The organism is Bradyrhizobium sp. 6(2017) (assembly GCF_011058295.2).
Lineage (GTDB): Bacteria > Pseudomonadota > Alphaproteobacteria > Rhizobiales > Xanthobacteraceae > Bradyrhizobium > Bradyrhizobium septentrionale.
Window position 1 is genome coordinate 1,884,977 of record NZ_CP049289.2, and the last position, 22,665, is coordinate 1,907,641.

Genomic DNA, 22,665 nt, shown 5'->3' on the forward strand with positions numbered 1-22,665 from the left:
GCAGACGCGAACCCGGAATCTCGAGATTCCGGGTTCGATGCTGCGCATCGCCCCGGAATGACCAGGTAACAATGATCTCCGATCTTCTCTTCGTCTATGGCACGCTGATGCGCGGCTTCGACCATCCGATGGCGAAGCTGCTTGCAGGCAATGCCGAATTCCTCGGGCCGGCGCAGTGCCGCGGCCGGCTCTATCTGGTGAAGCACTATCCGGGCCTGGTGGCGTCGGATGATCCGGCCGACATCGTGCACGGTGAATTGTTCCGCTTGCGCGAGCGCGAGGCCATGCTGCGTGAATTCGACATGTACGAGGCCTGCGGCGAAGGATTTCCGCCGCCGACCGAATATGTCCGCGAGATGCTGAAGGTCACGCGCGCCGACGGCAGCGCGAGCGAGGCGTGGACCTATTTCTACAACTGGCCGGTCACGGAGCTGCCGCGGATCGCGTCAGGAAAGTTTATCGAGCATTAGCGCGCAGGTGTAACGGCATATGTCGTCATGCCCGGGCTTGACCCGGGCATCCATCTCACTTCGCGAGAGTCCTTGGTTTGACGGATTGCCGGGTCAAGCCCGGCAATGACGGAGGGAGATGTTACACTTCCCGCACCACGCGGATGTCGACCTCGCGCTCGACGAAGGTCCATTCCTCGGTTGCGCGCAGCACGCCGACCAGTTCGTCGAACAGGCTGACATGTTCGGGCGCGAATTCGAACCAGGTCAGGAAGTCGAAGGGCATGCCGAGGTCGCGGGCGTGAAACAGCTGGCGGGCGATCGCCGGCAGGAATTTCATGGTGTCTGCGATGTGGTGCGACTTGTCCTCGAAGATCTTGCGGCGCTCCTCCTGCGTGAGCTCCCACCAGGCAGCGGATTTCCTGATCGGGATCAGCGCCGCATGCGTCGCCTCGCTGCGGCCGAGAGCGGCCTGCACGGCGGCGAGCTTCTCGCGCTCCTCCTTCTCGGTGTAGCGCAAATGGCTCGCGACGCCGGCCAGCCGCCAGGAGGTCTGCGCCGGCAACAGCGGCAGCGCGATCGCGTCACTCGAGATCACCGAGAGCGCCTCGACCTTCGGCAAGGTCTCGCCCTTCACCCGCGTGATGGAAGTGACCTTCCAGCCGCCGCTCTGTCCGCCTCTGAACGTCGTGAACATGGCGCTATCCAATCCCGGAAGCGGGGAAGGTTCAAGTTGGCTGAAACGGCTCTCCACCGTGAATTCAGGGGTAGCCCGCTCGACCGGGCCCGACAGACCAGCCTGTGAATAGCCCGGAAAAGCCCCACATTGTTCGTCATGCCGGGCCATCCCGCTATATGGCTAACCGGTTGTCCGCGATTCGTCGCCCGAGCCCAGAATCAAACTGATGCGTTTCACGCCCGAATTCCTCGATGAGTTGCGCGCCCGGCTTCCGGTCTCGGAAGTCGTGGGCAGGCGCGTCAAGCTCAAGAAGGCCGGGCGGGAGTGGAAGGGGCTGTCGCCGTTCCAGCAGGAGAAGACGCCGTCGTTCTTCGTCAACGACCAGAAGCAGGCCTGGTTCGACTTCTCGTCCGGGCTGAATGGCAACATCTTCGACTTCCTGATGAAGACCGAGGGCGTGACTTTCCCCGAGGCGGTGGAACGCCTCGCCGCGATGGCGGGCGTTCCGTTGCCGGCCGTGACGCCCGATGCAGCGCGGCACGAGCAGCATCGCCGCACCCTGCACGACGTGATGGAACTCGCGACAAAATTCTTCGCCGACACGCTGGCCTCGCGCAACGGCGCCAAGGCGCGCGGCTACCTCGCCGACCGCAGCATCTCGCCGGCAACCCAGCTCCAGTTCCGGATGGGCTATGCGCCGCCGGATCGCTTCGCGCTGAAGGAGCATCTCGGCGGGCAGGGCATCTCCACCGAGGACATGGTGGAGGCCGGGCTCTTGGTGTCCGGCGAGGACAAGCCGGTGCCGTTCGATCGCTTCCGCGACCGCGTCATGTTCCCGATCACGGATGCGCGCGGCCGCGTCATCGCGTTCGGCGGCCGCGCGCTGGAAAAGGACGTTCCGGCAAAATACCTGAATTCGCCGGAAACCACGCTGTTTCACAAGGGCGACAATCTCTACAATCTGTTCACCGCGCGGCAGGCCGCGCATGACGGCGCACAGCTGATCGTCGTCGAGGGCTATGTCGACGTCATCGCGATGGTCACGTCGGGCTTTCCCGGCGCCGTCGCGCCGCTCGGCACCGCGCTGACCGAGAACCAGCTCGGCCTGCTCTGGAAGATGGTCGACGAGCCGATCCTCTGCTTCGACGGCGACCGCGCCGGGCAGAAGGCGGCTTATCGTGCTGCGGACATCGCTTTGCCGCAGCTCAAGCCGGGAAAAAGCCTCCGCTTTGCGCTGCTGCCGGAAGGCCAGGACCCCGACGATCTCGCCCGCTCCGGCGGCCGTGGCGCGGTCGAGGACGTGATATCAGCCGCGCGGCCGCTCGCCGAGATGATCTGGTCGCGCGAGATCGAGGGCGGCAATTTCGACACGCCGGAGCGCCGCGCGGCACTGGAGGCGCGGATCGGCGAATTGACCAACGGCATCCGCGACGAGGTGGTGCGCCGCTATTATCGCCAGGACCTGCAGGAGCGGCTGCAACGCAATTTTGCCCCGGAGGGCGGCCGGGGCGGTTATGGCCGCGGCGGCTACGGCAGGGGCAATTTCGGCGGCGGCCGGGGCGGCGAATCACCCCGCCAATTTGCCCCCCGCGGCCCGGCCCAAGGGGGCCAAGCCAGCCGGTTTGGCGCCAAAGGCGGCGTCACCCCCGGGATTTCACGGGGGCCCTATCAGGCGGCGAGCCCCCAGCTTGCCAACAGCCCGATCATGCGCGGCCAGCGCAGCGCGATCTCCCGCCGCGAGGCGCTGATCCTGCAATCCCTGATCAACCACCCCTGGCTGCTGCACGACCATCTCGAGGAGGTCGCCGCCCTCGAGCTCGCCCATCCCGAGGTCCACAAGCTGCGGGCGGCCATCATCGCGGCCTTTGCCCACGACCATCACCACTCCCCTGATGTCGAGGAGCAGGCCGAAAAGATGCGGGCCGACCTCGAAGCAGGCGGATTATTACAGATTCTTCAAAGGGTTGATCGATCAATCACAACCCAGGCGGTGTGGGGCGCGCAGATCGGCGCAGCGCGCGAGGATGTTTTATCGACCTGGCGTCAACTCGTTGCCTTGCATCAGAAAACCCACGCCCTACTTAGGGAGAGAAAAGATGCGGAAGTGGCGTTGGCTGAGGACTCCAGCGAGGCCAATCTGGCATGGTTGCAGGATATCCAGGCCCGGATGGCAGAAGCCGATGGGACCGAAGCCCTGATTGAGGGATTCGGGGAATTATCGGGCCGGTTCCAGCGTAATGTCTGATAACAAAAATGCTGCGGACGGCGCTGGCCGAACCCGCAAAAAGACTCGCCAAATCCATGGTTTGGCTGCAAAAACAGGGTTAAGCGAAACTTAATAGCCTCGCGGCTATTGCAGATGGAAACCATCGAGACGGATGACAGGGGTGGCGATTTCTTGCGCCGCCCTTTGTGCGTCGAGAGTAATTCTAGATAGCGTGTAAACATGCGTGCGTGGCACCATTTTGCACGACCGCGTTTCGGGAGCTTAGTGAATGGCCACCAAGGCAAAGACGCTGCAGGTTAAGGACAAGGAAAAAGACGACAAGGCAGCGGACGCTCCTGAGAAGGATTCCGCTGACGCGCCGTCGCCGTTGCTCGACCTGTCGGATGCCGCGGTGAAGAAGATGATCAAGCAGGCCAAGAAGCGCGGCTTCGTGACCTTCGATCAGCTCAACGAAGTGCTTCCCTCCGACACCACCTCGCCCGAACAGATCGAAGACATCATGTCGATGCTCTCCGACATGGGCATCAACGTCACTGAAGCTGACGACTCTGAGGGCGAGGACGAGAAGGACGACGGCGACGACGAGACCGACAACGAGCTTGTCGAGGTCACGCAGAAGGCCGTCACCGAGGTCAAGAAGTCGGAGCCCGGCGAGCGCACCGACGATCCCGTGCGGATGTATCTGCGCGAGATGGGCACGGTGGAATTGCTCTCCCGCGAGGGCGAAATCGCAATTGCAAAACGCATCGAGGCCGGCCGCGAGGCGATGATCGCGGGCCTCTGCGAAAGCCCGCTTACCTTCCAGGCCATCATCATCTGGCGCGACGAGCTCAACGAAGGAAAGATCTTCCTCCGCGACATCATCGATCTCGAAGCGACCTATGCCGGGCCGGAGTCGAAGGGCGGCATCAATCCGAACCTGATCGGCAACAACGGCGCCGAGGGCGCCGCCGCTGAAGGCAATGGCGGCGATGCGCAGGCCGCCGCGCCCGCCTTGGTCGCGCCGCCCGCCGCGCCGCCGTCGCCGACCCCGTTCCGCGCTGCGCCCGCCGGTGGCGAAGCCGCCACCGAGGAGAAGGATCCCGGCGAGGCCGCGGCCGAAGCCGACATGGACGACGACGAGTTCGAGAACCAGATGTCGCTCGCCGCCATCGAGGCCGAGCTGAAGCCGAAGGTGGTCGAGACCTTCGACAAGATCGCGTCCGAGTACAAGAAGCTGCGCCGCCTGCAGGAGCAGGACATCGCCAACCAGCTGCAGAGCGAGTCGCTGTCGCCCTCGCAGGAGCGCAAGTACAAGAAGCTGAAGGACGAGATCATCGTCGAGGTGAAGTCGCTGCGCCTCAACCAGGCCCGCATCGATTCGCTGGTCGAGCAGCTCTACGACATCAACAAAAAGCTGGTCTCGTTCGAGGGCCGCCTGCTGCGCCTCGGCGACAGCCACGGCGTCGCGCGCGAAGATTTCCTGCGCAACTACCAGGGCTCGGAGCTCGATCCGCGCTGGCTCAACCGTGTCTCGAAGCTGTCGGCCAAGGGCTGGAAGAACTTCGTCCATCACGAGAAGGACCGCATCAAGGACCTGCGCCACGAGATCCAGTCGCTGGCGGCGCTCACCGGGCTCGAGATCGGCGAATTCCGCAAGATCGTGCACGGCGTGCAGAAGGGCGAGCGCGAGGCTCGTCAGGCCAAGAAGGAGATGGTGGAAGCCAACCTCCGTCTCGTGATCTCGATCGCCAAGAAGTACACCAACCGCGGCCTGCAGTTCCTCGACCTGATCCAGGAAGGCAATATCGGCCTGATGAAGGCGGTCGACAAGTTCGAGTATCGCCGCGGCTACAAGTTCTCGACCTACGCCACCTGGTGGATCCGGCAGGCGATCACCCGCTCGATCGCCGACCAGGCCCGCACCATCCGCATCCCCGTGCACATGATCGAGACGATCAACAAGATCGTCCGCACCTCGCGCCAGATGCTGAACGAGATCGGCCGCGAGCCGACCCCGGAAGAGCTCGCCGAGAAGCTCGGCATGCCGCTGGAGAAGGTCCGCAAGGTCCTCAAGATCGCCAAGGAGCCGCTGTCGCTCGAAACCCCGGTTGGTGACGAGGAGGATTCGCATCTCGGCGATTTCATCGAGGACAAGAACGCGATCCTGCCGATCGACGCCGCGATCCAGTCCAATCTGCGCGAGACCACGACGCGCGTGCTGGCCTCGCTCACGCCGCGCGAGGAGCGCGTGTTGCGTATGCGCTTCGGCATCGGCATGAACACCGACCACACGCTGGAAGAAGTCGGCCAGCAATTCTCGGTCACCCGCGAACGCATCCGCCAGATCGAAGCCAAGGCGCTGCGCAAGCTGAAGCACCCGTCCAGGAGCCGCAAGCTGCGGAGCTTCCTGGATAACTGATGCTGTCATTGCCGGGCTTGACCCGGCAATCCATCGAGACAAGAACGGCGGGCTTGGCCCGCCGTTTTTGTTTGTAGAGATCTCGCGAAATTTCACGCGCCAGCACCCGCGGCCACCCCTCTCCCCAACCCTCCCCCGCAAGGGGGGAGGGAGCGTGGAGAGCGTGCTCACCTCACGTCGCGCGTGGCTTATTGTACTTCGCGTCACGACGCGTGCGGCACGCTGCTGCGTGCTGCACGGTGGTCGCAAATGTGAGTGAGGCACCGGCGGGAGGGCTCCCCCCCCTTGCGGGGGAGGGGCGGGGAGAGGGGGTGCCGCTTGCTCCGATGCTAATCGAGCGTGCAATTCGGCAAATGCGTCTGTCTGACGATGCGCCGCGCCCGCGCCGCTACTTCTTCTTCACCCCGACGCGCTCGATGGTCTTGATTTCGAGCGGCGGGCGGCCGCCCTTTTCGGCGATCTCGCGGTCCTGGTCGCGCAGGAAGGCGCGGACCGGCTCGTCGCCGTCGAGCCCGCCCAGCAGCTCCGATGGCACGCGGCGGTTGGAGCGCTGCGAGCCGTCTTCATAGAAGACGTTGAAGAAGGCGAATTCGCCTTTGGGATTGGTTCCGGGTTTTTTCGGCATGGCGGCTTGTCCCCGATACCGGCAGCGCTGTCAAAGCAAATCACGCGGATTTCCGCGCCGATCTGCCTTGCACCATTGCACGGTGACGGTCTTGCGACATGTAAACCGCAACCCACAGCTCATTTTGGACCGCGCGCCAGCCGTGCGATCAGGCGCCCGCCTCAGCCCTCGAACAGCACGAATGCCGCCCACACGCTGGAATCCCGGGCACCGGCGATCTTGCCGTCGCGCGCGTCGCGCCGGGTCTGGCGCAGCGCATCCGAATAGGTCAGTCCATCAGCGAGGTGCTCGTAGAAGCGGACGGTGAAATTCGCGGTGCCTTCGTCGGCGACCGGCCACAATGTGAGCAGCGCGCGGCGCGCGCCGGCGATGCCGAGCGCGGTCGGCAGCCCACGAAGCCCGCTGACGAAGCTCTCGTCGCCGCGGCCGGTCTCGCAGGCCGACAGCACCAGAAGATCGAGCCCGGACAGATCCCAGTCCATCAATTCGAAGGCATAGAGATAGCCGTCGCCGTCGTCGCGCAGCGGAAAGCGGCTGTCGCCGGCGCCCGACAGCACGATGCCGCTCTGCCACAGCGTGTCGAGGCCACTTGCCGTGCTGTCGTGATAGAAGCCGTGCGTCGCCAGATGCGCGATGCGGGCCTTGCCGATCGCCTCGCGCAGCGTGCCTTCGCTGACGCCGCGCCCGCTCAGCATCTCGACCGGCGCGCCGCGCGCGCGGGCGAGCCTTGCGATCGCCTCGATCTCGGTCTTGGTGCCGGGCAGCGGCATCGGCCCCGGCTGGCCGTATTCGATGCCGCCGGCGAGCAGCATCGCTCCTCGCGTGTCGAGCTTCTCGCGGGCATGGATTGCGATCAGCGCGTCGGGGCTGGTCAGCATCCGGATCGCGTAGCGGTCCTCCAGCAGGCCGCCGTCGGTATCAGGCAGCAGCGAGAACGGCACGGCGAACAGGAAGCCGTCCGGCACGACATAGAGCGTGGTCTTGTCCAGCAGCAGCGGCTCCAGCGGCGCGAACAGCCGCTCGCGCACGTTCTGGAAGCGGCCCCTGACATCGAGGGGCTTGGCATCGAGTGGCCTGGCATCGAGATCAGGCACGGTGGCGCGTGTCGCGCGCAGCCGCGCGATCTCGATCCGCACCCCCGTATCGACCATGCGGCCGGGATCGCCGAGATCGACCACGCGCGGCGCGCTCTGCGCGGTCTCGACGATAGCGTACAGCACCGTCGCCGCCAGCGGCTGCTTCGACTGGCGATCCGCCTTCCATTGCCGCGTGATGAAATAGTTGACGACGGCCTCATCGCCGGCGAGCAGCTGCGCGGGGCGGAGCGGGTCGCGCGGCGGCCTCATACCGATCGCATCGAGCCGCTGGTTCAGCGCCGTCTCGGCCGCGTCCTGCCGCTGCCAGACTGATCTGGCCCAGTCGTCGATATTGCCCGACGAGAACAGCTCCTGCTTCTCGCCATTGAGCCGCAGTGCGGTGCGCACCAGCGCCGCGGTCTCCTCGTCCTTGCCCGCGACCTCCGTCTCGAGCCGGCGCAGCGCCGTGGCGTCGCCGCCGCCGAGCGACTTCCAGCGCAGCACGGCGCTCGCAAACGCCGGCTGCGCGACCGATGAACCGGCGCCGGTGGCGAAGCGGCCGAACGCGAACAGCAGGTGATCGGCATGGGCGCGGATCGCCTCCGCGACGGCGCGATCGCCGGATGTGCCGACCTCGCGCTTCATCCAGTCGAACATCTCGCGATCGAGCGCGGTGAAGGCCTGCAGCGCGCGGTTCGGATCAACAGCGATCAGGGCTGTCGCGATGCCGAGCTTGATCTCGAAGCTCACCGGATGCTGCGCGGTGAAGGCCCGCGTCGAGATCGCAAGCGCGGTCTCGCGCAGCCGCATGCCCGCATCTGGATCGCCGCGCTGTTCGCGCTTGGCGGCGGCCAGCCCAGCTGCCTTGATGCGCAGGAAATCCGCAAAATTTTCCTCGTTGGCAACGATCGCCTCCAGCCGCTCCAGATCGGGTGCCGCCGTCGCAGCGTCGCCGGCGGCGAGCATGTCGGTGTAGAACAGCCAGGCATCAGCCTGTCCCGCAAAACTCGGATCGTTCGGCGCGAGCACGGTCGCGATCGCGCGATGCCGGCGGAAACAGCGGCGGGCATCGTCGAAGCGGCCGAGATTGAGAAAATCCTGGCCGGCGTTGTTGACCGTGACCAGCGTGTTGAGGTGGTTCTCGCCATAATGCTTGGCGCGCTTCTCGATCGCGAACAGATCGAGCTCGAGCGCGTTCGCCGGCGCCCCGATCTCGCGCAGCATGTCGGCATAATTGTTGGCGAGCTTCCAGGTGGTGCGGTGGTCGGGCCCCAGCGCCTTCTCGGAGAGTTCGAGATTGTGCCGGCCGAGATTGGTCGCCGACGCGGCCGAGCCGTTGGCCGACAGCGCGACCGCGAGCTTGTCGTTGGCGATCAGCGATTCCTCGGAGCCTTCGCCCCAATAGGCGTTGTAGGCCGTGATCGCCTTCATGTAGAGCGGCACCGCTTCGGCGATCCTGGCGTGGTCGGATATCAGGATGGCGTATGACAGCAGCACGTCGGCGTTGCCGGGCGGCGATTGCGCCGCCGCCTTGCCCTGCAGCGCCCGTGCGAACAATTTCTCGGCGAGATCGTCGCGCTTCACCGCGCGCAGCGTGGCGGTCGCCTGGTAATATTGCCCCATGACGAACTGGGCGTCGTCGAGTCTGTCCGCGGCGTCGAGCGCGGCATTGAGCTGGGCATAGCCGGCGTCGATCTTGCCGCCGCGCGTCAGCGCGATGGCGTTGTTCATTTGCGCGGTGATCGCCTGCGCGCTGCCTGCACCTTGCGCCGGCGCGCGTTTGGCGCGGGTGTCCTGCGCTGCGGCGGTGCTGAGTGGTCCGGCGATGGTCGCGCCGAGCGCGAGGACGATGCCAACGGATGCGGCAGCCCGGCGCGCGCGCACAAATCCTCCGGCTGATGTCATCGGCAGCACATCCTCGTCGTGAAGTCCGTCATCGGATGGTGTCGCCCGAATGACAGCGTCGTTGCAGCCAGCCGGCCTGGCTTTAGCGGCGTAGCCTTGCATGAACAAGACACGGCGGACGGTCGCGCGTCAGCGCGGACCGGCCCGCGGCATGTGTCCTCGTTGGTCGCGGACGGTGCCTTCGGCGTTCATCCGCCGTGCCCCGAACGGTTTCCCAGTTGGTTGGGCGCGGCGTCGCTTGCATGCCGGCGGCGCTGCCTGCCATCGGACGATGTTACCGCCCGCAGATGAACGGCCTGCCGGCAACCGCCTTTCGCATCGGGCTCGAAACGCGCGCGGGCCGAAAGCCCCGATCTTTCTGACCATCGTCACTTGCGCGGCTACGCCAGATTCGCGTATGAGGCGCATCCTGCCTTTACTACAACTTCTCATTTTTGAGAGCCGATCGCCGATGTCCAACGCCACCCTCGACGCCAACAAGGCGCTCGTGCTTGCGCATTATGACGCCGTGACCAACCGGCATAATCCCGAGGCGATCCGCGCGCAGCTGGCGCCCGACTTCTTCGACCATGCGGCGGGCAAGCGGATGAGCGCCGAGGAGGTGATCGCGCATTCGGCTGCACTGCACGAGACCTTCGCCGACCTGTCGGCGGTGGCCGAATGCCTGGTGGCCGACCGCGACATCGTCGCCGGCCGCTTCGTCTGGCGCGGCCGGCACCGCAGCCCGTGGCGCGGCATTGCTCCAACCGGCCGCCACGTCGAATTCCGCGGCATGACGTTCTGGCGCATCCGAGATGGCAGGATTTCCGAGCGCTGGGCCGAGATCGATTTTGCCGGGCTGGAGCAGCAGCTCAGGGACTGAGGGAAATCTGCACAACTCCGCCGCGCTGAGACCCTGATCCGCCGCCATCGTCCGCGGCGTGCATCACCCGCTGAGAAGCCAACCCAAACCGATCGCGAGCGCCGCAGCCAACTGGCCGCCGCTGCGCCGCTTCATCGCCGCCGAACATCGCCTCGGCCTCGTCATGGCCCAGCGCCGCTGGACCGCCGGTCTTTACGAATTCCTGCGCTTCGGCGCGAAGCAGGCCTGGGCCTGCCTGTTCGGCGGCATCGCGGTGGCGCTGATGATCGGCACCTGGCGCTTCTATCCGCCGGACGCGGCGCTTGCGCGCTACGACTTCCTGTTTCTCTGCATGCTCGCGGTCCAGGCCGCGCTGCTGATCGGACGGCTCGAGACCTGGGAGGAGGCCAGGGTCATCCTGATCTACCACGTCGTCGGCACCGCGATGGAGCTGTTCAAGACTTCGGTCGGCTCCTGGATCTATCCGGAGCCCAGCATCTTCCATATCGGCGGCGTGCCGCTGTTCTCCGGCTTCATGTATTCCTGCATCGGCAGCTACATCAGCCGCTGCTGGCGGCTGTTCGATTTCCGCTTCTCGCAGCATCCGCGCCGTCTCAGCCTGATCGCCCTCAGCATTGCTGTATACGTCAACTTCTTCAGCCATCACTACCTCGTCGACATGCGCTGGCTGCTGTTCGCCTGCGCCGCCTGGCTGTTCGGCCGCACCAGCGTCCATTTCAGGGTCTGGACCCGCCACCGCGCGATGCCGCTGCTGCTCGGCCTCGTGCTGGTGTCGCTGTTCATCTGGTTCACGGAAAACATCGGCACCTTCACCAAAACCTGGCTCTACCCGTCGCAGCGGCTCGGCTGGTCGATGGTCCCGATCGACAAGCTTGGGTCGTGGTTCTTGCTGCTGATCATCAGCTACACACTGGTCAGCCTGGTGAATGCGCCACGGGCGTGGAGGGGCGAGAGCGCCGGTGCCGGCACGCGGGGGGATGTTGCAGGAGGAGTGTCCGTGCCGACGCTTTGACTGCATCGTTTCTCCCATGGCATGATCAGCCGTTCGAAGCAGGAGGGATTTTTGCATGCTCAGGTGTCGTTTGGCGATTGTGTTCGGCGCCCTGCTGCTTGCCACCCCCTCCTACGCCGCCCGCTGCGGCGGCGGCTTTCCCACCTTCGTCCAATCCATCTCGCAGGAGGCGGCCGCGGCCGGCATCTCGCAGGACGTGATCTCGTCGGCGCTCGGCGGGGTGCAGCAGGATGGCGGGGTGCTCGCCTTCGACCGGCGGCAGCGCTACACCTTCAACAAGACCTTTGAGCAGTATGTCGCAACCCGCGTCGGCGCCGGGCGCATCAATGGCGGCCGCGCCATGCTGCAGCGTCACGCCGCGCTGCTGTCGAAGATCGAGCAGCAATATGGCGTGCCGCGCCAGATCCTGGTCGCGATCTGGGGACTGGAGACCGATTTCGGCAAGGGCGACATGGGCAAGCTGCCGGTGTTCCGCGTGCTTGCCACGATGGCGCATGATTGCCGCCGCACCGACCTGTTCCAGGGCGAGCTGCTCGCGGCGCTCAAGATCGTGCAGCGCGGCGACCTTCGTTTGAACGATATGATCGGCGCCTATGCCGGCGAGATCGGGCAGACGCAATTTTTGCCGTCGTCCTACATCAAGTACGGCGTCGATTTCGACGGCGACGGCCATGTCGATCTGCGCCACTCGGTTGCCGACGTGCTGGCCTCGACCGCGAACCTCCTGCACACCAACGGCTTCAAGATGGGCGCGCCCTATGGCGAGGGCACCGCGAATTTCGAGGCGATGCGCGAGTGGAACAGGGCGGTGATCTACCGCAAGACCATCGGGTATTTTGCCGATCAGCTCGTGGGGCGGTGAGGGCGCGGATTTCGTAGGGCGGATTAGCGAAGTGTAATCCGCCGCCGTCCCGCTCGCGATTGGCGGATTACGCCTTCGGCTAATCCGCCCTACGTTCTGTCCGCTTGTCGCAGAGTTCGGGCTATCCATGGAAACCATCGGCAGCCAAAAGATCTGGTCGTTCTTCAACCGCCGCGGATGCCAGATCGCGAAGAACGCGGCGGTGCGGGAGGGGCCGGGCCATCGGGTCGGCTCCTATCTCGAGCTCGCGACAAAAATCGCCGAGCTGCAATTCCTCAACCGCGACCATGTGCTGCTGTTTCGCGGCCAGGGCGCCGACTTCAGGAACATCAAGCGCAACTCGTCGCTGAAGCCGACGCTGTTCCGGGGCGGCCGCGGCAATCCCGATTCTGCGACGCTGGTGGCGCGGTTCGCGACGATGACCCGCGCCGAGCAGATCCTGATCGCGGAGTATGCGAAGGCAAAACTGCTCGGGCTGGAGCGGCTGAAGCGGCATCGCATCCTGCGCTGGTCGATCCTGCAGCATTACGAGGTCTGCACCACGCCGCTGCTCGACGTCACCCATTCGATCCGGATCGCGGCGTCATTCGCCTCGCTGCGGAGACCGGCACCGCCTTCCTCTATGTGCTCGGCGTGCCGAACCTCAGCGGCGCGATCACCGCCAGCGCCGAGGCCGGATTGCAGATCGTGCGCCTCTCCAGCGTCTGCCCGCCATCGGCGGTGCGGCCGCATATCCAGGAGGGCTATCTGCTCGGCGAGTATCCGGAGATGTCTGGCACCGAGCAGAAGGAAAACTATTTTCCATATGAGATGGATTTCGGCCGTCGGCTGGTCGCAAAATTCGCGTTCGCGCCGGCCTCGTTCTGGAAGAACGACAATTTTCCGCAGGCGACGAAGAGCGCGCTCTATCCGTCGGAGAAGAGCGATCCGCTGTTTCGGCTGGCGCTTGGGGTCAAGAAGCAGTTGGGCGGGTGAGGACGAGCTGCGTGGGCGTGACTCACATGCTGCAACACCCTGAGCGTCATCCCGGGCAAGCGAAGCGCGACCCGGGACCCATAACCACAAATGCCTGTTATGTACGACGCTGTGGCCCCAGCGGATTTCAACAACCAACCCCTGTGGTTATGGGTCCCGGCTTTCGCCGGGACGACGATGGTGTACGCGGCGCCCTTGCGCGCTGCCGTGGCGCATTCAATCCGCTCTCGCATCCCGCGCCATCCGCCGCGCCGCGGTCTTCTCCATCTGCCGCTGCATCACCTTCCAGTAGGTCCCGGGGAGGAAGCGTTGCAGCAGGTCCATCAGGCGGGCGTCCTTGCCGATCAGGATGCGCGGCTGGTTTTTCTCGATGCCGGTGATGATGCATTGCGCGGCGCCGGCCGGCGTGGTCCTGGCCAGCGAATCGAAGCGCTCGATCGATTGCGCGCGGCGGGCGTTGTCGGTGATGCCGCTTCCGGTGCGCGAGTTGCGCGCGATGTTGGTGGCGACGCCGCCGGGATGCACGACGGACAGCCTGACCGGACTGTTCGCCACCGCAAGCTCGTGGCGCAGGCTTTCCGAGAAGCCGCGCACCGCGAACTTGGCCGCGCAATAGGCGCTCTGGCCGGGCGGGGCGAGGATGCCGAAGATCGAGGAGATGTTGACGATATGCGCCTCGCGCTGCCGCGACAGAAGCGGCAGGAAGGCGCGGGTGCCGTGCACCACGCCCCAGAAATTGATGTTGAACAGCCACTCCATCTGCGCCTGCCCGATCTCACCGAACTCGCCGAGCAGCGCGACGCCGGCATTGTTGACGAGGATGTTGAGGCCGGGATGCGCTGATACGGCGGCTTGCGCGAACGCCGTGATCTGCTCCGGCTCGCTGACATCGAGGCGGTGCACGCTGACCTTGCGCGGGCCTGCTTTCGCGATCTCGGCGGCGACGCCCTGCAGGCCGGCCTCGTCGCGGTCGGCGAGCGCCAGGTCGCAGCCGCGTTGCGCAAGTTCGTGCGCAAGCGCGCGGCCAATGCCGCTGGCGGCTCCGGTCACGGCGGCGGCGGATCCAGCGATCGCGGTCATGTCGGGTCAGCTCCATTTCAACGAGGGGTGACGGTGGCCGTGCGGGAACACGGCGGCTGTCCCCACTTTTCTCAAATTGGAACCGAACCATCCAGTGATTTTAGGCATTGAACCCGTGCTCGCTTTGAAAAACTGCAATCAAAAGGGAGGCCCAGCCATGGGATATTCTATGGGACAGTCGAGGCCCCACCGTGCGAAGGCCCTGGTCGTCGAGGACGATCCGATGCAGCGCGAGATGATCGAATTGCTGCTGGCGGAGAGCGAGTTCGACGTCATCGCCTGCGCGAGCGCGGAAGCCGCCGAACTGGTGTTGCAGGGCAACGGCGACAATGTCGTGCTGATGATGACGGATGTCGAGCTGGCCGGAAACATGACCGGCGTCGAGCTCGCTTACGCCGCCAAGCGATACAACCCCGATCTCGATGTCGTCGTCACCTCGGGCCGGCCGCTGCGGCAGCGCCTGCCCGATGGCGCGCTGTTCTGGGCCAAACCCTGGGCGCCGCTGGACGTGATCCGCCTTGCCGAGACGACGGCGTCGGCGCTGTCCGGCCGTGGGCAGCGCGGGTCTTCATAACGCTGGTCGTCATAACGGAGTTGTCAGCGCGGGCGAGCCGCGGCCGGCCGACCGCCGCTTCCGCCGCCCCGGACGCCGTGATATTGGCGGCTGATGTCCCGCCCGTGGTCGATCGTCGGACTGGTCTGGTTCATGTTCGCGATCGCGGTGCCCGTCGCGGCGGCGGAGGCGATTGTCAATTTCCCCTCGCTGGACGGCGCGACCGACCTGATCGGCCATCTCACTCGTCCCGAGGGCGACGCGCCGCGGCCGGCGGTGGTCCTGATGCACGGCTGCTCCGGCCTCAACGACAAAAAGGGCCGCATGTTCGGTCTCTACCGCGCCTGGGCGCGCGCGCTTGCCGTGCAAGGCTACGTCACGCTGATCGTCGACAGCGCGACGCCGCGCGGTCTCGGCCAGACCTGCTCGCGCGGACCGGACGCCCGCCGGATGTGGCGCGACCGGCCGAAGGACGCCTACGGCGCGCTCGGATATCTGCAGGGGCAGCCGTTCGTGAAGCCTGACCGCATCGCGCTGATGGGCTGGTCGCAGGGCGGCGGGGTGGCGCTGCTCTCGATCAACGACAAGAGCATCGGCCGCCCCGCCGCGCTGGTACAGGATTTCGCCGTCGCGGTGTCGTTCTATCCCGGCGTGTGCGCCGACATCTACCAGTCAAGGCCGTACACCAATGTCGAGCCGGACAGCTGGACCACAAGGGTGCCGCTGCTGGTGCTGATCGGCGAGGCCGACGTCTGGACGCCGTTCAAGCCGTGCGATGCCTTCATCGCGGCGGCCAGGGCGCGCGGCAATCCGGTCGAGCTGAAGAGCTATCCCGGCGCGGTGCACGCCTTCGACGCGCCGAACCTGCCGCGCACCGAGCTGCCGCAATATCAGATGCACGACGGCTCAATTCCCGTGATCGGGACCGATTCCGAAGCGCGCAAGGATGCCTTTCCCCGTGTGCTGGACTATCTGAAGCAACATCTGGAATGACGTGACCCCGTGAGGATTTGAAATGACCTGGTCCTTCCTGCTGACCACCCTGATCGTGGTCGCTTCCCCCGGCACCGGCGTGCTCTATACGCTGGCGGTGGCGCTGACCCGGGGCTCGCGGGCGAGCGTGGCTGCGGCGTTCGGCTGCACGCTCGGGATCGTGCCGCAGATGATCGCGGCGATGCTGGGGCTCGCCGCCATCCTGCACACCAGCGCACTGGCGTTCGCGGCGCTGAAATGGGGCGGCGTGATCTATCTGCTCTATATGGCCTGGCAGGCGCTGCGCGAGCGCGGCGCGCTCGCCGTCGACACCGGGATCAAGCCGCGCTCGAGCGGGCGGGTGATCGTCACCGCCATCCTGATCAACATCCTCAATCCAAAGCTGTCGATCTTCTTCCTGGCCTTCCTGCCGCAGTTCATCGCCGTCGACGAGCCGCATCCGCTGGCGCGGATGGTCGAGCTGAGCGGTGTGTTCATGGCGATGACTTTTGCGGTGTTCGCGGTCTACGGGCTGTTCGCGGCGTCGGTGCGCGACCGCGTCATCACCCGGCCGAAGGTGATGGCCTGGCTGCGGCGTAGCTTTGCCGCGGGCTTTGCCCTGCTCGGCGCCAAGCTTGCCTTCGCGGAGCGCTGACCGCGTTTCGCCACCGTTGATGCAGGCAATAAAAAAGCAGGCCTTGCGCCTGCGGTGTTGCCCCATCCGTCTGGGGCCGACTTATTTGGATTGGTGAATTTGAAGTTGATATTGTTGCGGCCGGTGGTCCTGATCTGGATGCCCCGATCTGGGTGCCCGGGCAGGGCAGAGCCGCTACCCGGGCAAGAAACGGGTTACTTCTTCTTGGCGGCCTTCTTCTTCTTGGGGGCCTTTTTCGCCTTCGCCTTCTTCGCTTTCTTAGCCATAGTATCCTCTCAAGGTTTCATGGATTGAAACGCGACTCCGAGGCATGCTTGGCGGAGGGCCAGCCTCGCAACATCCTCAGTAGCAAACTCAGCAGATTCGGAGGCGGCTGCCGCGTGCTGTCACGGCGCTGTCATTGTGTTATCCACAGTTGTTAGCTGTTTTAGCCAGCTTTTTGCCGCGCTACGTGCGCCGCGCGTCACATCCGTCATGCTTAACGATGCGCAAACGGCCGATGCGCGCATCTTCATCAATTCAAAACCACAGCTTGGATTGGAGCATTGCGGGTGACAGTCCGTTAAGCGGCGCGGCCGCATCCTGTCCCGCAAGACAACGGGGATTGTCATTGGGGAAGCGCCCTAGGGGCGGCGGTCATTTCAGGAGAGGCGAGACCGATAGGGGTCTCGAACAGGGGCGATGTTGAGCGTTCCGACGCTTTGGACGGTATTCGTTATCAATTTTCTCGCGCTCGGCCTGATCTGGGCCTATGTCGCGCGCAGCTATCCTGCCTTCGGTGCGGCGCAATTCTGGACCGCGTCGGCGTTCGCCGCGGCGGCCGGTGCCTCCTGTGCCATGCTCCGCGTGATGCTGACGGACTCGCTGCTGCCGCTGCTGGCGGCGGGGACGCTGATGGTGTTCGCCGCCGGCCTTGCCGCGATGGGCATCGAGCGGTTCTACGGCAAGCCGGTGGGCTGGCGCAGCACCATGCTGACCACCGTGCTCACCTTCGCCGGCCTTACCGTCTTCATCTTTGCCTATGACAGCATGCCGATGCGCATCCTGGTCTACACCATCGCGCAGGTCACGCCGTTCGCGTTGACGCTGAAGCTGCTGCTGTCGCCCGAGAACGGCCGCGTCAGCCCCGGCGCGCGGCTTGCCGGCATCGTCGCTTCGCTGCTGATCGGCATCTATGCGCTGCGTGCCATCGGCGCGCTGCTACAGCCCGGCGAATTCTCCTTCGTTCGCTTCAGTGCCGGCCAGTCGCTGGTGATCCTGCTGATGGTCTTCCTGTCGATGGCGCTCAATTTCGGCTTTCTGCTGATGGCGATCGACCGGCTGCGCAACGAGGTCGCCGACCTCGCGCTGCTCGACGACCTGACCGGCGTCGGCAACCGCCGCCATCTGCTGCAGCGGCTGACCGAGGAATGCGCGCGCTCCGACCGCAACGGCGAGGCGTTCGCGCTGCTGGTGATCGACCTCGACGGCTTCAAGGGCATCAACGACACCCATGGCCACGCCGCCGGCGACGCCTGCCTGCAGCACTTCACGCTGATGGCGCAGACCAGGCTCCGCCCCGGTGACATGCTGGCCCGCACCGGCGGCGACGAGTTCTGCATCGTGCTGCCGTCCTCGACGCTGCGCGAGGGCGCGATGATTGCCCGCCGCGTGCTGGAGGTCTGCCGCGCCGATGCCGAGCAATGCACCGGCCAGGACATTCCGATCGCGGTGTCGATCGGCGTTGCGCAATGGAGCCGCGAGATCGGCATGCATCCCGACCGCCTGATCGCCGCCGCCGACCATGCGCTGTACGACGCCAAGAAAGGCGGCAAGAACGGCTATGCGACCTACGAGCCCAGGCTGCCGCCCGAGATCGCCGATCTCGTGGAAGCGACCCTGCGCAAGCGCGCCTGAGCATGCTAGAGCATGATCCGGAAAAGTGTGTAGCGGTTTTCCGAAAAGATCATGCTCAAATCAAAAAGATAGAGTCGGATGACGATTCGGAGAAAAGTCATCCCGCTCTATCGAGGGACGACACTGGATCCTTCCGTGATGATGTCTCGCCTGCTCGCCGTACTTGCTGCGCTCGTGCTGTCCTCCGCGGTATCGGCTGAAACGCCCGATCTCGCGACCATCGCGCGATCGCAAGGCACGCCTGAGATTCCCGGGTTGAAAATGGTCTGGCTGTCGCCCTGGGGCGACGTCGCCAAGTCCCATCCCTGGCGCAACATCATCGTGCACCAGACCGAGGGCCCGCAGGGCTCGGCGCGGTTTGGCGCAGCAGAGCAGCACAACCACCCGACCCGGCGCGGCGTCATGGTCTGGGTCGAAACCGACGGCACGGTCTATTGGGCAGTTGCGGACAATTTGGTCCCGACCCACACCGACGGCGCCGACCGCAACGACAACAAGTATATCGATAACAGCAAGACCTATCGGCAGGTGAACAAGGACACCTCGATCGGCGTCGAGTTCGCCGGCAACTATCCCGACGTCGCGAAGGGGGCGACCGATGCACAGATCGCGGCGTGGCGGGTGCTGGTGAAGGTGTTGCGCGCGCGTTACGGCATCCCGCTCGACCGCGTCTATGCGCACAACTGGATCGACTTCAAGGACGCCCGCTACTGCGAAGGCTGCGCACTCGCGACGATGGCGCGCGAGTGGGGGGAGTAGTCGTTAACGACGCTCAGCAATTTCCAGCCTGGGCGAAATCGCTTCGAAGCCTGTTAAATTTTGCTGGGTACCTCTTCCGAGCATAGGGATGAGGGGAAAGATATGAGTAAGCGGGCCAAACGTGGGAAGACAGAGACGCTCGCACTACCGGTGGTCGGAAGAGTTGCAATTGGCGCCATGGCCGCTGCCGCATTGGGGTACAGCTTGCTGTCGCGCCCGGCGAGCGTTCAACCGATACGGAGGCCGTCCGCGCACCAAGTTGTGGCACCGTCGACTCCACCTCATGTCTCGACTCCAACTCATGCACTAGCGTCAGCTCCGGCGCCAATCCCGGTCCCGACGCCTCAGGTCGAAACACCGAAGGCCGCTGACGTTCCCGGAAGGCTCGTTCGCCAGGTCTACAACTGAGAGCAAACAGACATTCAAGTCGTCGGGTTTAATTCGGCTTCTGGCCCTTAGCCGACATCACCAAGTGCGCCTCGCTTGTCCGCTCCCGAAGCTGATGCCCCAGGGCGCAACATCAAGGCGCTAACGGACGCGCAGATCGCGGCGTGGCCGGTGCTGCGCGCGCGTTACGGCATTCCGCTGGAGCACGTCTACGCGCACAACTGGGTCGACTTCAAGGATGCCGGCTGCGCGCTCGCAACCATGGCACGGCAGTGGGGCGAGTAGGGGTGGGTACTCGTTAAGATCCCGGAGGTCTGCTTTCGAGGATGAAGCGGAAACCCGATCCGACCTCCGGGATATCGCCTTCTGACCCAACTCGGACATTCGAAGGGTTTTGTCCGCTGGCAGTGTTCGCTTCAATAAGCGAAGCGCTGGATTGGCCTTGGGACTACCGCGAGAGTGCGAGGGCATGAGGGCGCGTGACAAACGGCTTACATTTTCCTTAGCGCCGGCCTATTCTTTTGGCGTGAGGCGTCACTCTGGTGACCTCAAAGGGCAACCGGGGGAATGTGCATTGCGCTATTTCTTCGAGCACTTCGCGTTCGACATCGACCGGCGCGAGCTGCGGCGTGGACCAGACGTAGTGCCTACAACGCCTCAGGTTTTCGATTTGCTCGATTACTTGATCCGCAACAGGGCGCGGGTCGTCAGCAAGGACGACCTCGTAAACGCCATCTGGAAAGGACGTGTCGTATCCGACGCGGCACTGACGACCCGCCTGAACGCTGCTCGAAGCGTCATCGGCGACACAGGCGATGAGCAGCGCCTTATCAAGACGCTGCCACGAAAGGGGTTTCGTTTCATCGGACGAGTGCGGGAAGAACGGGGCAGGACCCCATCAGGTCCCGATGACTTAGCAGACCCGGAAGAGCTCTCTCTCGCGCTTCCCGAAAAGCCCTCGATCGCTGTATTGCCGTTCGAGAACATAAGCGGTGATCCCGAGCAAGAGTATTTTGCCGATGGAATGGTGGAGGAGATCACTACGGCGCTTTCGCGGTTCAAGACCTTGTTCGTGGTCGCCCGAAATTCAAGTTTCACCTTCAAGGGTAGAGCCGTGGACATCAAGGAGGTCGGGCGCAGGCTTGGCGTGCGCTATGTGCTTGAGGGATCTGTGCGCAAGGCATCGGGAAAGGTTCGCATAGCAGGACAATTGATCGATGCCGCTACCGGGGCGCATATGTGGGCGGACAGTTTTGATCGAGACCTGAGCAGCGTCTTCGCTCTCCAAGATGAAATCACGCTCGCCGTTGTCTCCGCGGTTCAACCAACGCTGCTCCAAACGGAAATTGCAATGGCGACGCGGCGCCGACCCGAGAATCTCACTGCATATGATTTCTATCTCCGGGCCGTGCGCGAGTTCCGTTCGATGACTCGGGAAGGGCTTGCCGAGGCGATAAGGCTGGCTCATCGCGCCTTGGACCTCGACTCTGGGTTCGGCCTAGTTGCTGCCTTGGCGGGCAACTGTCACGCGCTCAACGTTGCTTTTGGCTTTGCTGTCGACCCTCAATTCGAGCGTGAGGAAGCAATTCGACTAGTTCGCCTGGCGTTGAGCGTCGACGATAGTGACGCAGACACGTTGGCATGGGCAAGCTTCATCTCGGCAATCGTGATCGGAAATCATGAAGCCGAGATCGAAATGGCGGACAGGGCGGTCGCGCTCAACCCGAATTCATTTCACACCCTCGCCTGTAGAGGTCATGTCTGTAGGATTGCGGGGCGGCCCGAGGAAGCAATTCGGACCTTTGAACGTGCCGTACGCATGAGCCCGTTAGACCCGGTTCTTCACGTGGTGTTTACCGGGATCGGGATGGCCTTGATTGAGCTTGGCCGCTTTGACGAGGCCGTCGAAGCAGGAAAGAAGGCTCAGCGTCAGAACCCTTCCTATTCGTCGGCTTACCGCTGCCTCGTTTCCGCATACGCCCATCTCGGACGCGATGCAGAGTCACGCGAGGCAGCGAAGCATCTGCTCGAAACCGATCCTGCCTTCACAATATCAACGTGGATGGCCCGCGGCGGGCAATCAAACGCGAAGCTGCTGACCGAAGGGCTCCGGAAAGCGGGGTTACCCGAATAGATTTCCGATGGCACCAAGGTGACGGGGTCGTGGCGCCCAGGTGCGGTCAATGCGTCCGCTTTTGGCCCGAGGCTGACGGCCTGCATGACCGTCGCGAACTTTCGCTCTTCGAGGTGAACCGGAGGTCCCCCGGTTCGGTCGCTATCGGCGGCTTCTGACCCAAAGAAGACACTGAGGGCTCGCTTCGACAGGCCACTCCGGCTCGCGCGCGACCAAAATAATTCAGTCTTCCGAGCGCAGGGCCGCCTCGACGCGCTGGATCAGCCGCTCCCGCATGTCAGGCATGGCCCCGCCGAGCAGGAGGAAGACGCGGACGATCGGCAAATAGGGCTGCATCGCCGCCGTCAGCGCCGCTGGGGCTATGCCGGCCAGCCGCGCATACTCCGCCTGCAGAACCGAATTGACCGTGGCCCGCTCCGGATCGTCGGCGTGTTCGGGGCCAATCTCGGCAAGCAGGACTTGGCACTGTGCAATCTCGTAGGCGGCGGGCGCACGAGCCGCGCCGAGCCAGTCGATCAGTCTCGGACCCTGCGGCTGGCTGTCCCAACTCCAACTCCCACCTTGAAGGTGACAAATTTTCAGACATTGAGAAGAGCGGACGAAAGCTGTTGCATGACGTCGGAGTGCACTAATGAGCCCTTCTGGAGCTTTGATCGCGATCCTGCCGTGTAATGACCTTGGTGCGTCGGAACGGTTCTACAATCGGCTGGGCTTTGCGCGCCCGGACAGCGAAAGGCCTGCTCCGGGAGAGCCCGACACCTATCGCATGCTGTCGAACGGCAAGGGCGGATATTTACATCTGACGGACGCGGTCGAGGGATGGCTAACGCCGGGCAGAAACCCTTTTGGGCTTTATCTATACCTCGAGAGTGTTGATGCTGCGGCGCGCGAATTTCAGCAATCACCCGAAGACAAGCCGTGGGGGATGTACGAATTTGCGATCTCTGACCCAGATGAAACGTTGGTCCGTGTCGGTTGGCCAAGCCGTCTCCGCGCCGGAGCGCAATAATTCGTCCGCACTGGCCCTTGGCTGACATGACCAAGTGCGGCTCGTTTGTCCGCTACCGAGGCTGATGCGGACATTCGTCGGCAGGCGGATTTCTGGCTACACGCCCTGGATCGAGGTGCGTGCCGAAGCATCATGGCAAAAACCAGC

Annotated in this window: 18 protein-coding genes and 2 pseudogenes; 16 read left to right on the plus strand and 4 right to left on the minus strand. The window is 64.4% G+C overall.

The window, feature by feature from the left end; genetic code table 11:
• The first annotated feature begins 71 nt into the window (after positions 1-71).
• Positions 72-470 carry a gamma-glutamylcyclotransferase family protein gene (locus tag G6P99_RS08960; RefSeq protein ID WP_029082029.1) on the plus strand — a complete coding sequence of 133 codons (399 nt, stop codon included), beginning with the start codon at positions 72-74 and terminating at the stop codon, positions 468-470.
• A gap of 121 nt (positions 471-591) precedes the next feature.
• Here G6P99_RS08960 and G6P99_RS08965 read toward each other — a convergent pair whose 3' ends face one another.
• Complete coding sequence (locus G6P99_RS08965; RefSeq protein ID WP_029082030.1) at positions 592-1,146, minus strand: chlorite dismutase family protein; 555 nt, start codon at positions 1,144-1,146, stop codon at positions 592-594.
• Positions 1,147-1,354: 208 nt separating this feature from the next.
• Here G6P99_RS08965 and dnaG point away from each other — a divergent pair, with 208 nt between their 5' ends.
• Positions 1,355-3,373, plus strand: a complete 2,019-nt coding sequence (gene dnaG / locus G6P99_RS08970; RefSeq protein WP_029082031.1) for a DNA primase — start codon at positions 1,355-1,357, stop codon at positions 3,371-3,373.
• Between the two features lie 250 nt (positions 3,374-3,623).
• Positions 3,624-5,756, plus strand: a complete 2,133-nt coding sequence (rpoD, locus tag G6P99_RS08975) for an RNA polymerase sigma factor RpoD (protein ID WP_029082032.1) — start codon at positions 3,624-3,626, stop codon at positions 5,754-5,756.
• A gap of 388 nt (positions 5,757-6,144) precedes the next feature.
• Here the strand turns inward: rpoD and G6P99_RS08980 are convergent, their stop codons facing one another.
• The gene (locus tag G6P99_RS08980; RefSeq protein ID WP_029082033.1) at positions 6,145-6,381 is read right to left on the minus strand and encodes a hypothetical protein; all 237 of its coding nucleotides are present in this window, start codon (positions 6,379-6,381) and stop codon (positions 6,145-6,147) included.
• Positions 6,382-6,542: 161 nt separating this feature from the next.
• The gene (locus G6P99_RS08985) at positions 6,543-9,362 is read right to left on the minus strand and encodes a CHAT domain-containing tetratricopeptide repeat protein (RefSeq protein ID WP_165127823.1); all 2,820 of its coding nucleotides are present in this window, start codon (positions 9,360-9,362) and stop codon (positions 6,543-6,545) included.
• Between the two features lie 451 nt (positions 9,363-9,813).
• Between G6P99_RS08985 and G6P99_RS08990 the strand changes: the two genes are divergently transcribed.
• The 5 genes and pseudogenes from G6P99_RS08990 to G6P99_RS09010 all read left to right on the plus strand — a co-directional run bounded on the left by G6P99_RS08990 (position 9,814) and on the right by G6P99_RS09010 (position 13,073).
• Positions 9,814-10,224 (plus strand): ester cyclase, encoded by a 411-nt coding sequence (locus tag G6P99_RS08990; protein WP_051346428.1) that lies wholly within the window; start codon positions 9,814-9,816, stop codon positions 10,222-10,224.
• Positions 10,225-10,282: 58 nt separating this feature from the next.
• A complete protein-coding gene (locus G6P99_RS08995) occupies positions 10,283-11,236 on the plus strand; it encodes a DUF817 domain-containing protein (protein WP_246709474.1) in 954 nt (317 codons plus the stop codon).
• A gap of 55 nt (positions 11,237-11,291) precedes the next feature.
• Positions 11,292-12,098 carry a lytic murein transglycosylase gene (locus tag G6P99_RS09000; protein ID WP_029082035.1) on the plus strand — a complete coding sequence of 269 codons (807 nt, stop codon included), beginning with the start codon at positions 11,292-11,294 and terminating at the stop codon, positions 12,096-12,098.
• A 127-nt stretch (positions 12,099-12,225) separates the two neighbouring features.
• Positions 12,226-12,633: pseudogene (locus G6P99_RS47470) on the plus strand (hypothetical protein); the annotation flags it as partial.
• 98 nt (positions 12,634-12,731) lie between these two features.
• Positions 12,732-13,073: a hypothetical protein gene (locus G6P99_RS09010; RefSeq protein ID WP_246709475.1), complete on the plus strand. Its 342-nt coding sequence runs from the start codon at positions 12,732-12,734 to the stop codon at positions 13,071-13,073.
• A 216-nt stretch (positions 13,074-13,289) separates the two neighbouring features.
• Here the strand turns inward: G6P99_RS09010 and G6P99_RS09015 are convergent, their stop codons facing one another.
• Positions 13,290-14,153 carry an SDR family NAD(P)-dependent oxidoreductase gene (locus G6P99_RS09015; RefSeq protein WP_029082038.1) on the minus strand — a complete coding sequence of 288 codons (864 nt, stop codon included), beginning with the start codon at positions 14,151-14,153 and terminating at the stop codon, positions 13,290-13,292.
• A gap of 169 nt (positions 14,154-14,322) precedes the next feature.
• Here G6P99_RS09015 and G6P99_RS09020 point away from each other — a divergent pair, with 169 nt between their 5' ends.
• The 8 genes and pseudogenes from G6P99_RS09020 to G6P99_RS09055 all read left to right on the plus strand — a co-directional run bounded on the left by G6P99_RS09020 (position 14,323) and on the right by G6P99_RS09055 (position 22,518).
• A complete protein-coding gene (locus G6P99_RS09020) occupies positions 14,323-14,727 on the plus strand; it encodes a response regulator (RefSeq protein ID WP_029082039.1) in 405 nt (134 codons plus the stop codon).
• Positions 14,728-14,820: 93 nt separating this feature from the next.
• Positions 14,821-15,699, plus strand: a complete 879-nt coding sequence (locus G6P99_RS09025; protein ID WP_165127827.1) for a dienelactone hydrolase family protein — start codon at positions 14,821-14,823, stop codon at positions 15,697-15,699.
• 22 nt (positions 15,700-15,721) lie between these two features.
• A complete protein-coding gene (locus tag G6P99_RS09030) occupies positions 15,722-16,333 on the plus strand; it encodes a LysE family translocator (RefSeq protein ID WP_165127829.1) in 612 nt (203 codons plus the stop codon).
• Positions 16,334-17,014: 681 nt separating this feature from the next.
• Complete coding sequence (locus G6P99_RS09035) at positions 17,015-18,229, plus strand: GGDEF domain-containing protein (protein WP_029082042.1); 1,215 nt, start codon at positions 17,015-17,017, stop codon at positions 18,227-18,229.
• A 138-nt stretch (positions 18,230-18,367) separates the two neighbouring features.
• Positions 18,368-18,988, plus strand: coding sequence for a peptidoglycan recognition protein family protein (locus G6P99_RS09040; protein WP_035977160.1), 621 nt, complete (start codon positions 18,368-18,370; stop codon positions 18,986-18,988).
• A gap of 531 nt (positions 18,989-19,519) precedes the next feature.
• A pseudogene (locus tag G6P99_RS09045) lies at positions 19,520-19,660 on the plus strand (N-acetylmuramoyl-L-alanine amidase); the annotation flags it as partial.
• Between the two features lie 289 nt (positions 19,661-19,949).
• The gene (locus tag G6P99_RS09050; RefSeq protein ID WP_029082045.1) at positions 19,950-21,509 is read left to right on the plus strand and encodes a winged helix-turn-helix domain-containing tetratricopeptide repeat protein; all 1,560 of its coding nucleotides are present in this window, start codon (positions 19,950-19,952) and stop codon (positions 21,507-21,509) included.
• A gap of 631 nt (positions 21,510-22,140) precedes the next feature.
• On the plus strand, positions 22,141-22,518 hold the full coding sequence (locus tag G6P99_RS09055; RefSeq protein ID WP_084518692.1) for a VOC family protein: 378 nt from the start codon (positions 22,141-22,143) through the stop codon (positions 22,516-22,518).
• Positions 22,519-22,665: the final 147 nt, after the last annotated feature.

Coding starts and splice junctions, on each gene's coding strand:
- G6P99_RS09015 (WP_029082038.1), bottom strand. CDS start 14,153: ATGACCGCGATCGCTGGATCCGCCGCCGCCGTGACCGGAGCCGCCAGC.
- rpoD (WP_029082032.1), top strand. CDS start 3,624: ATGGCCACCAAGGCAAAGACGCTGCAGGTTAAGGACAAGGAAAAAGAC.
- G6P99_RS09035 (WP_029082042.1), top strand. CDS start 17,015: ATGTTGAGCGTTCCGACGCTTTGGACGGTATTCGTTATCAATTTTCTC.
- G6P99_RS09025 (WP_165127827.1), top strand. CDS start 14,821: ATGTCCCGCCCGTGGTCGATCGTCGGACTGGTCTGGTTCATGTTCGCG.
- G6P99_RS08990 (WP_051346428.1), top strand. CDS start 9,814: ATGTCCAACGCCACCCTCGACGCCAACAAGGCGCTCGTGCTTGCGCAT.
- G6P99_RS08960 (WP_029082029.1), top strand. CDS start 72: ATGATCTCCGATCTTCTCTTCGTCTATGGCACGCTGATGCGCGGCTTC.
- G6P99_RS09000 (WP_029082035.1), top strand. CDS start 11,292: ATGCTCAGGTGTCGTTTGGCGATTGTGTTCGGCGCCCTGCTGCTTGCC.
- G6P99_RS09030 (WP_165127829.1), top strand. CDS start 15,722: ATGACCTGGTCCTTCCTGCTGACCACCCTGATCGTGGTCGCTTCCCCC.
- G6P99_RS08965 (WP_029082030.1), bottom strand. CDS start 1,146: ATGTTCACGACGTTCAGAGGCGGACAGAGCGGCGGCTGGAAGGTCACT.
- G6P99_RS08980 (WP_029082033.1), bottom strand. CDS start 6,381: ATGCCGAAAAAACCCGGAACCAATCCCAAAGGCGAATTCGCCTTCTTC.
- G6P99_RS09040 (WP_035977160.1), top strand. CDS start 18,368: ATGATGTCTCGCCTGCTCGCCGTACTTGCTGCGCTCGTGCTGTCCTCC.
- G6P99_RS09020 (WP_029082039.1), top strand. CDS start 14,323: ATGGGACAGTCGAGGCCCCACCGTGCGAAGGCCCTGGTCGTCGAGGAC.
- dnaG (WP_029082031.1), top strand. CDS start 1,355: ATGCGTTTCACGCCCGAATTCCTCGATGAGTTGCGCGCCCGGCTTCCG.
- G6P99_RS08985 (WP_165127823.1), bottom strand. CDS start 9,362: ATGACATCAGCCGGAGGATTTGTGCGCGCGCGCCGGGCTGCCGCATCC.
- G6P99_RS09055 (WP_084518692.1), top strand. CDS start 22,141: ATGAGCCCTTCTGGAGCTTTGATCGCGATCCTGCCGTGTAATGACCTT.